The following is a 12587-nucleotide window of genomic DNA, read 5'->3' as shown; positions in this document are numbered from 1 at the left end:
GAGAAAAGGGAAGGCGGGAAGGCGGGAAGGGCAGCGGAACGTGGAGCGGGCCCGGGGACGGGAGGAGCCGGACCGGTCGGGTTCGAGTCGTTCACATGTGGCGTGGGTGCGGGCCGTCGGCGCGGGAGCGGCGGCGGTCCCAGGGGCGCAGGCTGCCCGGCGCGGGCCCCTCCAGGCCCGCCCGGAACAGCCCGTGGGTGATGCGCCGCCGCGCGGCCGTCTCCAGGGCGTCCCGCAACGGGCCGTCGCGCAGCACCGCTTCGGGGCCCAGCAGACTCTCGACGGCGGCGAGCGCGCCGGTGATGTCGCCGTGGTGCAGGCGCTCGCGGACGCCGGGGAGGCAGTCGGGCCGGCGGTGTGCCTCGTCGACGGCCCGCAGGCAGGGCAGCGGCGGCCCGCCGAGGGCGGCGAGCAGTTCCTCCCGCCGGAGCTCGGCCGGGTCGTGGTCGAGCGCGGCCAGTTCGCCGTCGACCAGCCCGATCCGATGCCGGGCGCCCCGGCACTCCACCACCCGTGGATCACCCGCCCGCTCCGGCGCCCCGCAGGTGCCGGTGTGCTCGGCCCCCAACGCCGAGGCGACCAGCGGATGCAGGCGCCCCGGGTCGATCGCCCCGGTGCGGAGCAGTTCCAGGTCGGGCGGCACCCAGGTCGCCGCGTCGGGCAGCACGGGCAGCGAGGGGTCGGGGGCGCGCGTGGACGACATCGCGGTCGGGCCGCCGCCGCCGGACACGTCCAGGACGACCCGGTGCCGGGCTCCGAGCCGTACGCAGACCTTGCCGCTCGACCGTCCCTCGGCCCGCAGCAGGATCTCCGCCTCGGCCGCCCACCGGTCGACGGCGCACCGCTGCCCGTGGGGCAGCGGCCCGGGCGGTTCCACTTCGGCCGACCGGCCGTCTCCCGACCGGGCCCGCAGCTCGCCGGCCCGGCGCGCGTCCCACAGGTGGCGGTGGAGGTCGAGCCGGAAGCGCCGGCTGGGGCGGGGGTGCGGATGGCGCCGGTCGGTCTCCCGGGTGCGGGAGGTGTCCCACAGGGCGAGGCTGATCCGCTGCCCGGCGTCCGCCCAGGCCGGTGGCGTCCGCACCACGAGGTGCAGTTGTCCCGCGCTCCCGGTGCCGTAGCGGGCCAGGGTGAGGGTCAGGCCCGGCCGCAGCAGTCCGTCGGGGGCGATCCTCGGCATGTGCCAGCGCAGCAGGTCGGGGGCGAGGTGCCGGAGGTCGGCCCGGAGCCGGGCGGCGACCTCTTGGCCGTGTCGCCGCGCCACGAGACGCGGCTGGAGGTCGACGTCGAGGTGCGCGGCGGCACAGGCGCCCGCCCAGTCACCGGCACGGCGGCGCGCGGTGGCGGTCTCGATCATGGAGGGCGGCACGGCGAACTCGCGCACGCGCGGCCAGAAGGAAAGCGGGGATTCCCCGTTCGCGAGGTCGGTGAGCATCAGCACTCACCTTGCGCGGACGGGTCCCCCAATCTGTTCACAGAGTGAGTCGTCATCGCGACGGATGCTAACGGCCCCCGGCCTCGGCGCGCAGCCGAATTTCCGGGCACCCCTGCGGCGACTTTGCCATCTCTTTACAACCCGCCCCGTCGCCGCCTCGTCTCTCCGCACGATCTGTCATCCAGCCCGCCGACCGTCGGGCCGGACCGATGAAGGAGTGCGATTCCATGCGCCGAACCGTCCTCAGTGCCCTGGCCCTCGCGGCCACCGCCGTACTGATGGGCACGGGCCCCGCGTTCGCGGACGGGGCGACGACCCCGAGCCCGGTCCCTTCGCCCGCCGCGCCCACCGCCCACCCCGAGGAGAGCGCCGAACCGACCCGGGCGGCCGAACCGACCCCTGCGCCGGCCAAGGACGAACCGACCCGGGCGCCCTCCGACGACCAGGTCTCCGTCAGGCCGAGCGGCGCGCCCGACACCGGTGTGACGGCGGCGTCCCCGGCGTCCGGGAGCGACGGCACGGCGATCGGCGCGGGCGCCGCCGCGGTGCTCGCCCTGGGCGGCGGCACCGTCTTCGTCGTACGCCGCCGCCGGGCGACCGGGGCATGAGCTCGTTCTCCAGGCGCGCGTTCACGGCCGGGGCTCTGGCGTCCGTGCTGACGGCGTGCGGGAGCGACGGGACCACCGCGCCACGGGCGAGGACCACCGCTCGGCCGGTTCCGGCCGAGCGGGCCCGCCCCCTGTCCCGTTCGGTCCCGGTGCGGCTGCTGATCCCGGCCATCGGCGTCGACACCCCGGTCATCCGGCTGGGCCTGGCGGCCGACGGCACGGTGCAGGTGCCGCCGGTCACGGCCCACGACCGGGCGGGCTGGTACCGGCACTCGCCGACGCCCGGCCGGACCGGCCCGTCGGTGCTCCTCGGCCATGTCACGGTCGGCCCGTACGGCGACGGCGTCTTCCGCCACCTCGCCCGGCTGCACCGGGGCGACCGGATCGTGGCGCGCCTGGAGAACGGCACCGCGGCGGAGTTCGTCGTCACGGCCCTGCGCACGATCCCGAAAACCGACTTCCCGGCGGACGACGTCTACGGGAACGTGGACCGCCCGGAGCTGCGGCTGATCACGTGCGGGGGTGCGCGGACCGGTGACGGTTACGCGGACAACGTCATCGTGTTCGCGGCGCTGAGCGGCTCCGAGTCCCCCACCCCTGGAGAGCGTTGAAACGGTCCCGCGAGAAGGCAGCGTCCGAGCTGTTCGCCGCCCTCTACCCGCGTCTCGCCGGCTGGTGCCGCCGTCTCGTCGACGACGACGGGACGGCCCACGAGATCGCCTCCGAGGCGTTCACCCGGCTCTGGGCCCGCTGGACGTCCGTGGAGGAACCGCGCGGGTTCCTCTACGTCACCGCGGCCAATCTCGTCCGGGACCACTGGCGCAAGCTGGAGCGTGAGCGCCGGGCCATGCACCGCGTCACCTCGGAAGCCGCCGTACGCCCCCACGCCGAGCAGGCCGACCCGTCGGTGCGGCTGCTGGTGCAGTCGCTGCCGGAACGACTGCGCGTCCCGATCCTCCTCCACTACTACGCTGACATGCCGATCCGGGAGGTGTCCGCACTGACCGGGCGCAAGGAAGGAACCGTCAAGGCCGACCTGCACGCGGCCCGGGAACTGCTCCGCGTCCACCTGAGGAGAAGCCTTGACCACACGCCTTGACGGAGACCCGGGCGACCCGGAGTTCGCCCCCGACGACCCGCTCGCCGTGATCCTGCGCCCCTCCTCCCCCGACTACCTGGGCGCGCCCGCCGGTCAGTACGAGGTGATCCGCCGCCGTGCGACCCGCCGCCGCCTGCTGCGCGCCGCGGCCGGGGCGGGCCTGTGCTGCGTCGCCGCCGCGCTGATCAGCCTCCCCCTGCGCCTCACGGCACCCGAACGCCCCACCACTCCGACGATCCCCATGGCCCCGCCCGCCCCACGGGCGACACCGCCCACTCCCTCGGAGCCCGCCACCCCGGCACCGTCCCCGTCCGAGTCCCGCCCCTCGTCCCCGGGCACCCCCCGCCCGGCCACCGACGTTCCCCGTGCGTCCGTCCCCGGCACCCGCGCCCCGCAGGAGCCGACCGGCCCGGCGGACCCGTCCCGCTCCCCGTCGGCCACCCCGGCCTCGACACGCCCCGTCCCGTCGGCGGCCCGCCCGAGCACGGACCGGGGGGCGTCCGACAGCCGCTGACCGGCCCCGCGGGGCCCGGTTCAGTCTCCCCGCCCCTGCCGCCGCACGCGTTCCGCCACCTCGCCCTCCTCGGTCTCCCACCAGGGCCGGACGCGTGCGGGAGCCCCTTCCGAAGCGGCCGCGGGGGCGACGGCGGCGAGTTCACCGTCGAGGCGCCGGTCCAGCACGGCCGTCTGGGCACGCTCGGCACGCACCCACTGCGCGAGGACCGCCAGCAGGAAGGGGATCGCGGCCAGTTCGGCGATGCCCAGCATGGCGCCGCCGCCCACCTGCTGGTCGTGGTGGACGTCCGGGGACCAAGGCGGCGCGTGGTGCAGGTACCAGGCGCCCGCGATCAGGGTGCCGTGCGTCATGACCACCAGTCCCGGGAGCGCGTCGACGATCCCGTCCAGGAAGACCAGGGCCGCCCGCACCGGGTGGGTGCACCAGACGGGCAGGGCCTGCTCGCGCGTGAGCACCGGCAGGACGAACAGGCAGCCGGCCGCCAGCAGATGCAGATACAGCAGTTCGTGCAGCCAGCCCACCCGCAGCGCGGTGGCGAAGTACGGCGTGAAATAGACGGTCAGTTCGGTGGCCAGCACCAGGACCGTGCTGACGAGGGGGAACGTCAGCAGCCCGACCAGCCGTCCGGTCAGCACCCGCCGCACCCGGCCCGCGCCGCCCTCCGGCAGCGCCTCCACCGCGAGCCGCAGCGGGTCGCCCAGGGCGAGGCCGAGCGGCGCGAGCAGATCGAGCCCGACGTTCTGCACGGCGGCCGGCCAGAACAGTTCACGGCCGTAGACGGCGAGGCCGGACATGGTGGCCACGACGATCGTCCCCAGCCCGAGCAGCACGAAGGCGGCGGACCGGGCCGGCGGCCAGGACCCGCCCCGGCCGCGCACCCGGACGACACCCCAGGCGTAGAGCCCGCCCAGCAGGGCGACGAGCAGCAGCGCGGGAACGTCCGGCTGCCACGATCCCAGCAGCCGTCCGACGGTCGGTTCCGGCAGGTACACAGCCGACAGTTCGCTCACCAGCGGACGATAACCCCCGAAGTTCCGGGGGCCGGCGGCAGGGTGGGCACGGCCCGCACGAGCCCCGACGGTGTTCAGACCCGTGCACGTCCGCTGGTCGTTCGCCGCACACGGGCCGCTCGTCGTGGCGTTCGGCGGCAGTCGCTAGCCTTGCCGTATGGCCCTGGCATGCAACGCCCTGCCCCACTGCTTCCTCTGACGCCGCGGTGAGGACCGCGACGTGACGAACTCACGTCGCCGTCCTCGGCGTACCCGCACCCCGGCCTCCGGTGCACGGCGGCCGGCCGGCGGGCGCCGACGTCTCACCGTCCGCCACCCGCACGCGGCGCCCCCGCTTCCCGGCGGTGCGCCGCGTTCCGAGGAGCACCCATGCCGTCCGACCGACTCCTGTCCGTCCTGACCTGCCCCCAGTGCCCGGCCGCCCTCCAGCGCTTCAGCGGCGCCCTGCGCTGCGCCAACCGGCACACCTTCGACATCGCCCGGCACGGCTACGTCAGCCTGCTGACCGGCCACCGCCGCGCCCCGAGCGCCGACTCCCCCGACATGGTCCGCCGCCGCGCCGCGTTCCTGGGCGCCGGGCACTACGGCCCGCTCGCCCGCACCCTCGCGGAGCTCGCCACGGACCTGGCCCCGCCCGACGCGACCGTGCTGGACGCGGGGACGGGCACCGGCCACTACCTCGCGGCGGTCCTGGACGCCCTCCCCCGGGCCCTCGGTCTGGGACTGGACAGCTCCGTGCCCGCCCTGCGCGCGGCGGCCCGCGCGCACGCCCGTGCCGAGGCCGCCGGCTGGGACGTGTGGCAGCCGTGGCCCGTCCGCACCGGCTGCGCCGACCTCGTCCTCAACGTGTTCGCACCCCGCAACGGACCCGAGTTCCACCGCGTCCTCGCCCCGGACGGCGCGCTGCTCGTCGTCACCCCCACCACCCGGCACCTGCGCGAACTGCGCGCCTCCACGGGGCTGCTGGCCGTCGACCCCGGGAAGGAGGAGCGCCTGCGCCGGAGCCTGGCGGCGCACTTCCGGCACGAGCGCGCCGAGTCGCTGGAGTACGCGATGAGCCTCACGGCCGAGGAGGTCGCCGGTCTGGTGACCATGAGCCCGGCCGCGCATCACGTCGACGCGGAGCAACTGCGGGACCGCATCAGCGAGTTGGAGACACCGGTGCGGGTGACCGCCTCGTTCGTCGCGTCGGTGTACCGGCCGCGTCGAGGACGGGGCCGCAACGCTCCCTAGGCGGCCGGGGCGAGCTCGTCCACGCGCCGCTGCTGGGCCGTGGTGAGTGTGGAGATCATGAGGGCCGCGACTCCGGCCGCGGCCACGATCACCAGGTCGGCGACGACCAGGGGGAGAGCGCCGTCGTAGGCGCGGGCGATGACCTCGTCCGTGTCGTCGGCGTAGATGAGCCCCACGCCGCCGGCCAGACCGGCCAGCCACAGGCCCCACCACCAGTTCACGACGGCGGGCAGCCGCCGCTCGGGGAAGACCGAGCGGTGGACGTCCGCGACGAGGCCCCGGGGTATCCACAGATTCACGACGGGCACGATCCAGCCCAGCCAGAGCCAGGGGTAGCTGTAGCGCGGCTCCGCGCCCGAGAGGGCCTTGGCGTTGTCCCGCATCCGGTCGAGCCAGAACAGGAACGCGATGGCGCAGACGGCCGTGACGGCGCTGCCGACCGAGTCGATCAGGTGGTAGGAGTCCTCCAGCGTGTTCAGCGGGCGGTGCACGCCGCCTCCCTGGTGGATCGGGCCGGACGCAGGCTCCCCGGCCGCGGCGAGCCGGAGGTGCCAGACCGCCCGGGTCACCCAGGCCAGTGCGGCGAGGGCGAGGGTCCCGATGGCGACGAGGGCCGCTCCCCGGACGGGGTGCGGGGCGGGGGCGGTGGGGCTGGACTTCTGTTCGATCACCTGATCATCCTGCCGTACGCAGCTCCGAGGCCCGGCCCTTTGCGTCCCACCGCACTTCGAGGACGTGGTCGACGGCGTCCCGGTCGAGGGGGCCGAACACGTGCGGGAACAGGGTGTCGCCGCTGACGCCGGGCGGTGGGGCGGGGGCCGCCGCCTCCCACTCCACCCGGGCGGTGAGCCGCGCCTCGTCGAGGGCGAGCACGAGCAGGGGCCGGGGCGCGTCCCGGTAGAAGGCGTTGACGACGGCCAGGGTGGTCGCCTCGTCCGGGGAGCAGTGCACGAAGCCCTCCTCGGTGAGGGAGGCGGGCGCGTACGCCTGGCCGGGGGCGGTGTTCCAGACGGTGAGCGGTACGACGTGATAGATCATGGCCCCGTTATAGACGCCGACGGGAGCCCCGGGAGCTTCAGGGCGGCGATGGTCCGCCGGGTCGCTTCGGCGATCAGGGCGTCCGAGGGGTCGGTGTCGTCACCCGGCCGGTCGGTCATGACGGCCAGGACGAGCGGCTCGGTGCGCGGCGGGTGGACGACCGCGATGTCGTTGGCCCGGCCGTAGTTGCCCGTCCCGGTCTTGTCGGCCACCTTCCAGCCCTCGGGGAGCCCGGCCCGGATGCGGCGGGCGCCGACGACGGTGGCGTTGCGCGAGAGCCAGTCCATGAGGAGCCGGCGTTCACGGGCGGGCAGGGCGGCGCCCAGGAGGAGCGTGCGGAAGTCGGTGGCGATCGCCTGCGGGGTGGTGGTGTCGGCCGGGTCGTCCGGCGGTACGTCGTGCAGCTCGGGCTCGTAGTGGTCCATGCGGCTCGTGGGGTCGCCGAGCCGGCGCAGATAGGCGGTGAGCCCGGCGGGGCCGCCGATGTCGCGCATCAGCAGATTGCCCGCCGTGCCGTCGCTGTGGCGGACCGCGGCGTCGCAGAGCTCACGGAGCGTCATCCCGGTCGCGACGTGCTTGCCGGTGACCGGGGAGGTGGAGCGCAGGTCGGCCTCGGTGTAGGTGACGCGGCGGTCCAGGCCGCCCGGGGAGCGGTGGTGCAGGACCGCCGCCGCGGCGAGCGCCTTGAACGTCGAGCAGAACGCGAAGCGCTCACCGGCGCGGTGGACGACGGTGGCACCGGTGCCGGTCGCGAGGGCGTAGACACCGACGCGGGCGCCGTACGCGCGCTCCAGGTCCGCAAGCCGGGGCCGGTGGACCGGGGGTCCGCCGGCCGCCGTGCCGGTGGGCGTAGCGGTTCGCCGCCTCGCCTCGCGGGTGGGGCGGTCGTCCGTACCGCAGGCCGCGAGCGGGAGCAGGACCGAGGCGGCCAGGAGAGCGCGGCGCGAGGGGGCGGTCCGGTCGGGGGTCATGCGGCGGGCTCCTTCACGGCGTGGCCGAGGGAGCTCCGGGTGCTCCCGTCACTCGGCGAGCGGTCCTGCGGGTTTCCGTCGCTCGGAGCCTCCCGGGGCCTTCGCAGCCGTCCGGTCGGCACGCCGTGAACACCCAGCCGTCGCAGCCGCCCGGCCGGCACGCCGTGGACGACCGGGCCGTCGCTGCCGCCCCGTGTCCCACCGGTCAGAGCTGGAACTCGGCCGGGGACACCCCCAGCGCCGCGCAGGCCTCGCGCAGGACCGTCGCCTCCGCCTGGGAGAAGTGGCCGTCGGCACCGGCGATGACCATGCCCGTCTGGATCACGGCCCTGGCCTCGGTGGGCTTCTTGGCGGCCTTCGCGATCTCCTGCATCGCCTCGGTCTTGCCGAGCAGGAAGTTGGCGGTCAGCTGGTCCACATGCTTGTTGAAACGCTGGCGGAGCTGCTCCGGCGGGAAGTTCTGCAGCACGTCGTTGCTGAGGATCATCGACTCGACCTGCTGGCGCTCGGCCGGGTCCACCTGCCCGTCGGCCGCCGCGACCAGGGCGCACATCGCCATGCTCGCGTCCCGGTACGCACCGCTCTTCAGCTCGTTCTTCAGCGACCCGAGCTGCGTCTTGAACAGGCCGACCAGCTGGGCCTTGCCGCCACCACCGGACCTCGTCCCACCGCTGTGCCCGCCGGCCGGCGCACTCCGCCCGCCCTGCCCCTGCTGGAGAGCCTTGGCCTGGTCCTTGAGCCGGTCCCACACTGCCATTGAGGTCACCTCGGTACTAGTCGGCATCACCTACCGCACGAGCTCACGCGCGCACACCCACTCAACGCCCGGCGCCCAGGCAAAGGTTCCGCAAAACGAAAGACGACTGCCCGCACCCCGAAGCCGGGTGCGGACAGTCGCGGTGGAGAACGTCAGGCGTCGTCGCGGGAGCGGAGCTTCAGGCGCGGGGCGAGGCGGAAGGCCGCGAAGCCCACCGCTGCCAAGGCCGCGGCCGCCGCGAGGAGGAGGCCCGTGCCGCCCGCGCCGGTGGAGGCGAGGCTGCCGCCGGCGAGGTCCGTGGACGTGCCGCCCGTGGTCGAGGTGCCGTCGCCGCCGGTCGTGCCGGAGGTGGCGCCGCCGGTCGTCGGGCTGGGCTCCGCGGAGGGACTCGGGTCGGTCGTGGGGCTCGGGGACGGGGACGGGGAGCCGGACTCGTCGCCGGGGCCGGGCTCCTCCGAGCCGTCACCGGGGACGACCTCGACCGCGAACTGGGTCATGGCGTCACCGACCGAAGCGGCCACGGTGTACGTGCCCGTGCCCTCACCCGCGGTCAGGGCCGGGGCCGTCGCCTTGCCCGAGTCGTCGGTCCTGACGCGGACGACCCGGTCCTCGCCCTCGAAGCGGGGAGCGTCCTCGCCGGTGTCCTCGACGCGGAACTCCACCTCCGTGCCGGCCGGTGCGTCCTTGCCCGACTTGACCACCCGGGCGAGCAGCGCGTCGGCGAAGTCCTGCCCCTGCTCGGCCTTCTGCCCGTCGCCGCCGCCCACGCTCACGACGTACGGCGACTCCTTGACCCGCACGGTGAAGACCGTCGACGCGCCCAGGGTCTTCGCCCGGACGGTGAACCGGCCTTCCTTGCGGCCGCTCAGGTTGATGAACGGGGTCTGCGCGCGGCCCTGGGCGTCGGTCGCCACGACGGTCTCGTCGTCGTCCGGGCCGTCGGCGATGTGGAAGATCGGCTTCAGGCCGTCCGGGTCGTCGAGCGTGAACGTCACCGAGGCGTCCGCGACCGGCTCGCCGTCCTTGTCCCGGGCCACCACGGCCAGCGGCTTGACGCCGCCGCCCGGCTGGGTCGTCACATCGGTGCCGGAGACCTGGATCAGTTCGCCGACCGGGGGCGACTGCCGCCACTGCAGGACGATCCGGCCCGGGCCGCCGGGCGCGTTGACGCCGCCCTCGGCCACACCGGAGTCGATCGGGTTGTCGGAGGGGGCCCAGAACGGGTCGGTCTTCTCCGGCGCCGTGTAGCGGTTGCCGACGACGAACCGGGCGTCGTCCACCCGGGCCGGCTCGGCGTAGCTGGAGCCGCCGCCACCGCTGCCGGTGGTGGGGTCGTTGCCGGTGGACGAGCCGGTCTCGGCCCCCGTGCCGCCGCCACCGCCCGCGTAGCCGGCACCGCCGCCGCCACCGCCGTACCGGCCCGCGCCGCCGGCCCCGCCGGCACCGCCCTTGGCGTGGTCGGCGCCCGCGACGCCGTTGCCGGTGCCCGCACCGCCCTTCGCACCCGTGGCACCCTTGCCGCCGCGGCCCGCCTCGGAGGCGTCCTGGCCGGACTCGCCACCGGCGGCGCCCGCCTGGCCGTGGGCCATGTCGCCGCCCCCGCCGCCCCCGCCGCCGGCGACGACCAGCGCCGAGCCGCCGCTCGTACGGATCGCGCTGCTGTTGCCGCCGCGCTCGGCGCCGCTGCTGCCGGCCTTGCCGCCGAGGGCGTCACCGGCGTTCAGCCCCGCGACGGCGACGCTCAGCGCCTCTCCGGGGGTGACCTTCAGGGTGCCGGCGACGAAGCCGCCCGCACCGCCGTTCGCCATGGAGTTGCCGGCGCCGCCCTCTCCCCAGGCCCGTACGTCCAGGCCCGTCACCCCGGACGGCACCTTGAACTCCTGCTTCGCCGTCGCCGGGTCGAACAGCCGGCAACCGGAGAAGCCCTCGGTCGGTGTGCAGGCCTGCCCGGCGAGCGCCGCGCCGCCGGCGGCCGTCGCGGCCGTCGCGCCCGACAGGGCGGTACCGGCGGCCAGCGCCACGAAGGTCAACGCCGCGGCGCCGCGCCGGAATCCGGCGCGGCGCGGCACAGCGGAACCATGATGCTTCAAGGAGACTCCCCCACTGGTCACAAGCTCCCCCCCAGGGAGCCATGAAGTGCTCGATCAGAATCGAACATGACTAGTGGGACAGCTGATCAAACCTGAGGCTGCCGGTCAACCGAGAATGGTTGATTCCGGACACGGGGGTGGCCTGGCGGAGTGCGCGCAGGCGGGAAGGCCGGGCCCGGCTCCCGAGCGGCACACGCGGGGACGCGACGGCCGGGCCCGGCCTTCCTCTGGCCGCAATCTGCCACCCGGCGGGGCCCGCCGCCTCCCGGGAGGGCCCGAACGGGGACGGGCGGGGCGGGCCTGTGATGATGAGCGCATGTCGACCGTCGCCACGCTCGCGGTGCTGGCCCTCGCCGCGCTCCACGTGTACATCCTGGTGCTGGAGATGTTCCTGTGGACCACGCCGCGGGCCCGGGCCGCCTTCGGCACCAGCGCCGAGTTCGCCACCGCGACGAAGGCCCTGGCGGCGAACCAGGGCCTCTACAACGGCTTCCTCGCCGCCGGCCTGGTGTGGGGCGCGGTGGCGTCCGACCCGGTCGGCTTCCGAGTCTCGGTGTTCTTCCTGGTGTGCGTGGCGATCGCGGGGCTCTACGGCGCCGCCACCGCCAGCCGGAAGATCCTCTTCGTCCAGACCGTCCCGGCGCTGGCCGCCCTGGCCCTGGTGCTGCTCGCGCGCTGACGTCAGACGCCCTGCGCGACGGCTTGTTCCATGAGCCGGACGGCCTCCGCCTCCTCCGTGGCGGGCGGTACCACCAGCAGGTCCCAGCGGCCGCGGCCGGGGGCGAGCAGACAGACGGTGTGCGGGGCGGTCGGCGAGTCCGTGCGGCCGACGTGCACCGCCTGCCCCGCGACGTCCAGCCGCTCCGGGCAGGCCGGCCAGGTGTCCCCGTTGACCAGGACGCTGCTGATCCTGCCCCAGGCGTCCGGAAGTCCGCCGAGCAGCCCGGGCAGTTCGGCGGCCAGGTCGTAGGAGCGGGGCCACCACGCCCCGTCGATCCGGCGGGCGGTGGGCCCCTGGCGCGGCTGGTCCGCGAGCCGTAGCCGGACCTCGGACGGCGCGGGGACGGACGGCGGGGGCGAAGAGGCGGACGTCATCGAGGGGCTCCTGCTGCGGATGGGGTGCGTGGCGAGGAGGTGGCGAGGCCGCGGGCCCGGTGGGGAGGTCCTGGGAGTGCGTGGAGCGCCGAGGGCGAGACCGGTTCGGCCACCGGTTGCGGCATACCCCCGGTCCCTCCACCGTACCCCGCGGGCGGCACGGGAGCGGGGCCCGTCCGCGCCGTGACGAGACGTCGTTCCCCCTCTCGTGCAGGGGCTGGGCGAGGTGTGCGGGCGGGTTCCGGTCGTCGGCGGCCCGCGCCCTGCCGGACGCCACGCCGGGCGTGGCGGCGAGGATACCCGGGGTCTTCCCGTGGGGCATTCCGGGCGCTTTATCGCATTTCGTCGGCGATACTTGGGGCATGAATACGGCAACGTATGCAGAACTGGCGGCCTCGTCAGATCACGCGGTCGCCGTGACCCTCGCCTTCGTCGGCGGGCTGATCGTGGCCTGTGCGCTGATCTGGGCCGTGCGGGTCGGAATGCGGGTCATGGACACGGACACCCATCACCCCGCCCCGGAGGAGCAGCCGCACATGCCGGACTCCGGGCCGGTCCGCGAGATGCGGGAGATGCGGGAGCCCGACGACGTGCCGGTCGTGGCGCGCGACGGTCAGCGGATCATGCCGCACGAGTTGCATCGTGCGAGCACCAAGACCGGCAAGGACCAGAATCCGCGCCGCTGGTCGCCCGGATCCAGCGGATCCTTCGGCGGCGGCGGACTCGGACGCACCTGA

15 protein-coding genes are annotated in these 12587 nt (G+C 75.1%); 7 read left to right on the top strand and 8 right to left on the bottom strand.

Features of this window, described 5'->3' with window-relative positions; all coding sequences use genetic code 11:
• Positions 1-91: 91 nt before the first annotated feature.
• Entirely contained in the window at positions 92-1432 is a 1341-nt protein-coding gene (locus tag ACFY9E_RS14250; RefSeq protein ID WP_390982919.1) for a hypothetical protein, read from the bottom strand.
• 227 nt (positions 1433-1659) lie between these two features.
• Here ACFY9E_RS14250 and ACFY9E_RS14245 point away from each other — a divergent pair, with 227 nt between their 5' ends.
• Genes ACFY9E_RS14245 through ACFY9E_RS14230 form a run of 4 tightly spaced genes read left to right on the top strand, consistent with a single transcriptional unit; the run spans position 1660 to position 3653 of the window.
• Positions 1660-2040 (top strand): sortase-dependent protein, encoded by a 381-nt coding sequence (locus ACFY9E_RS14245; protein ID WP_390982917.1) that lies wholly within the window; start codon positions 1660-1662, stop codon positions 2038-2040.
• The gene (locus tag ACFY9E_RS14240) at positions 2037-2651 is read left to right on the top strand and encodes a class F sortase (protein WP_390982914.1); all 615 of its coding nucleotides are present in this window, start codon (positions 2037-2039) and stop codon (positions 2649-2651) included. The genes ACFY9E_RS14245 and ACFY9E_RS14240 overlap by 4 nt, the downstream gene beginning before the upstream one ends.
• Complete coding sequence (locus tag ACFY9E_RS14235; RefSeq protein ID WP_352114132.1) at positions 2648-3139, top strand: RNA polymerase sigma factor; 492 nt, start codon at positions 2648-2650, stop codon at positions 3137-3139. Before ACFY9E_RS14240 ends, ACFY9E_RS14235 begins: the two co-directional genes overlap by 4 nt.
• Positions 3123-3653: a hypothetical protein gene (locus ACFY9E_RS14230; protein WP_390982911.1), complete on the top strand. Its 531-nt coding sequence runs from the start codon at positions 3123-3125 to the stop codon at positions 3651-3653. Before ACFY9E_RS14235 ends, ACFY9E_RS14230 begins: the two co-directional genes overlap by 17 nt.
• Positions 3654-3673: 20 nt before the next feature.
• Here the strand turns inward: ACFY9E_RS14230 and ACFY9E_RS14225 are convergent, their stop codons facing one another.
• Entirely contained in the window at positions 3674-4666 is a 993-nt protein-coding gene (locus ACFY9E_RS14225; RefSeq protein WP_390982909.1) for a cytochrome c oxidase assembly protein, read from the bottom strand.
• A 369-nt stretch (positions 4667-5035) separates the two neighbouring features.
• Here ACFY9E_RS14225 and ACFY9E_RS14220 point away from each other — a divergent pair, with 369 nt between their 5' ends.
• Positions 5036-5899, top strand: a complete 864-nt coding sequence (locus tag ACFY9E_RS14220) for a putative RNA methyltransferase (protein ID WP_390982906.1) — start codon at positions 5036-5038, stop codon at positions 5897-5899.
• Here ACFY9E_RS14220 and ACFY9E_RS14215 read toward each other — a convergent pair.
• The 5 genes from ACFY9E_RS14215 to ACFY9E_RS14195 form a co-directional block, all read right to left on the bottom strand.
• Positions 5896-6570, bottom strand: coding sequence for a DUF4328 domain-containing protein (locus tag ACFY9E_RS14215; RefSeq protein ID WP_390982903.1), 675 nt, complete (start codon positions 6568-6570; stop codon positions 5896-5898). The genes ACFY9E_RS14220 and ACFY9E_RS14215 overlap by 4 nt on opposite strands.
• A gap of 4 nt (positions 6571-6574) precedes the next feature.
• Entirely contained in the window at positions 6575-6937 is a 363-nt protein-coding gene (locus tag ACFY9E_RS14210) for a DUF952 domain-containing protein (RefSeq protein WP_390982900.1), read from the bottom strand.
• On the bottom strand, positions 6934-7908 hold the full coding sequence (gene bla, locus ACFY9E_RS14205) for a class A beta-lactamase (RefSeq protein ID WP_390982897.1): 975 nt from the start codon (positions 7906-7908) through the stop codon (positions 6934-6936). Before bla ends, ACFY9E_RS14210 begins: the two co-directional genes overlap by 4 nt.
• A 205-nt stretch (positions 7909-8113) precedes the next feature.
• The gene (locus tag ACFY9E_RS14200) at positions 8114-8665 is read right to left on the bottom strand and encodes a TerB family tellurite resistance protein (protein WP_390982895.1); all 552 of its coding nucleotides are present in this window, start codon (positions 8663-8665) and stop codon (positions 8114-8116) included.
• 152 nt (positions 8666-8817) lie between these two features.
• Positions 8818-10734 (bottom strand): hypothetical protein, encoded by a 1917-nt coding sequence (locus tag ACFY9E_RS14195; protein WP_390982892.1) that lies wholly within the window; start codon positions 10732-10734, stop codon positions 8818-8820.
• Between the two features lie 337 nt (positions 10735-11071).
• Between ACFY9E_RS14195 and ACFY9E_RS14190 the strand changes: the two genes are divergently transcribed.
• Positions 11072-11434, top strand: coding sequence for a DUF1304 family protein (locus ACFY9E_RS14190; RefSeq protein ID WP_390982890.1), 363 nt, complete (start codon positions 11072-11074; stop codon positions 11432-11434).
• 2 nt (positions 11435-11436) lie between these two features.
• On the opposite strand, the gene ACFY9E_RS14185 is transcribed toward ACFY9E_RS14190, so the two are convergent.
• A complete protein-coding gene (locus ACFY9E_RS14185) occupies positions 11437-11850 on the bottom strand; it encodes a DUF5994 family protein (protein WP_390982887.1) in 414 nt (137 codons plus the stop codon).
• A gap of 362 nt (positions 11851-12212) precedes the next feature.
• On the opposite strand from ACFY9E_RS14185, the gene ACFY9E_RS14180 reads away from it, so the two are divergent.
• A complete protein-coding gene (locus tag ACFY9E_RS14180; RefSeq protein WP_390982884.1) occupies positions 12213-12587 on the top strand; it encodes a DUF6479 family protein in 375 nt (124 codons plus the stop codon).

This window comes from Streptomyces sp. NPDC012466, from assembly GCF_042955215.1.
In the GTDB taxonomy this organism is placed as follows: Bacteria; Actinomycetota; Actinomycetes; order Streptomycetales; family Streptomycetaceae; genus Streptomyces.
This window is presented reverse-complemented; position numbering and strand designations above follow the sequence as displayed.

Coding starts and splice junctions, on each gene's coding strand:
- ACFY9E_RS14220 (WP_390982906.1), top strand. CDS start 5,036: ATGCCGTCCGACCGACTCCTGTCCGTCCTGACCTGCCCCCAGTGCCCG.
- bla (WP_390982897.1), bottom strand. CDS start 7,908: ATGACCCCCGACCGGACCGCCCCCTCGCGCCGCGCTCTCCTGGCCGCC.
- ACFY9E_RS14245 (WP_390982917.1), top strand. CDS start 1,660: ATGCGCCGAACCGTCCTCAGTGCCCTGGCCCTCGCGGCCACCGCCGTA.
- ACFY9E_RS14180 (WP_390982884.1), top strand. CDS start 12,213: ATGAATACGGCAACGTATGCAGAACTGGCGGCCTCGTCAGATCACGCG.
- ACFY9E_RS14200 (WP_390982895.1), bottom strand. CDS start 8,665: ATGGCAGTGTGGGACCGGCTCAAGGACCAGGCCAAGGCTCTCCAGCAG.
- ACFY9E_RS14240 (WP_390982914.1), top strand. CDS start 2,037: ATGAGCTCGTTCTCCAGGCGCGCGTTCACGGCCGGGGCTCTGGCGTCC.
- ACFY9E_RS14250 (WP_390982919.1), bottom strand. CDS start 1,432: ATGCTCACCGACCTCGCGAACGGGGAATCCCCGCTTTCCTTCTGGCCG.
- ACFY9E_RS14185 (WP_390982887.1), bottom strand. CDS start 11,850: ATGACGTCCGCCTCTTCGCCCCCGCCGTCCGTCCCCGCGCCGTCCGAG.
- ACFY9E_RS14190 (WP_390982890.1), top strand. CDS start 11,072: ATGTCGACCGTCGCCACGCTCGCGGTGCTGGCCCTCGCCGCGCTCCAC.
- ACFY9E_RS14210 (WP_390982900.1), bottom strand. CDS start 6,937: ATGATCTATCACGTCGTACCGCTCACCGTCTGGAACACCGCCCCCGGC.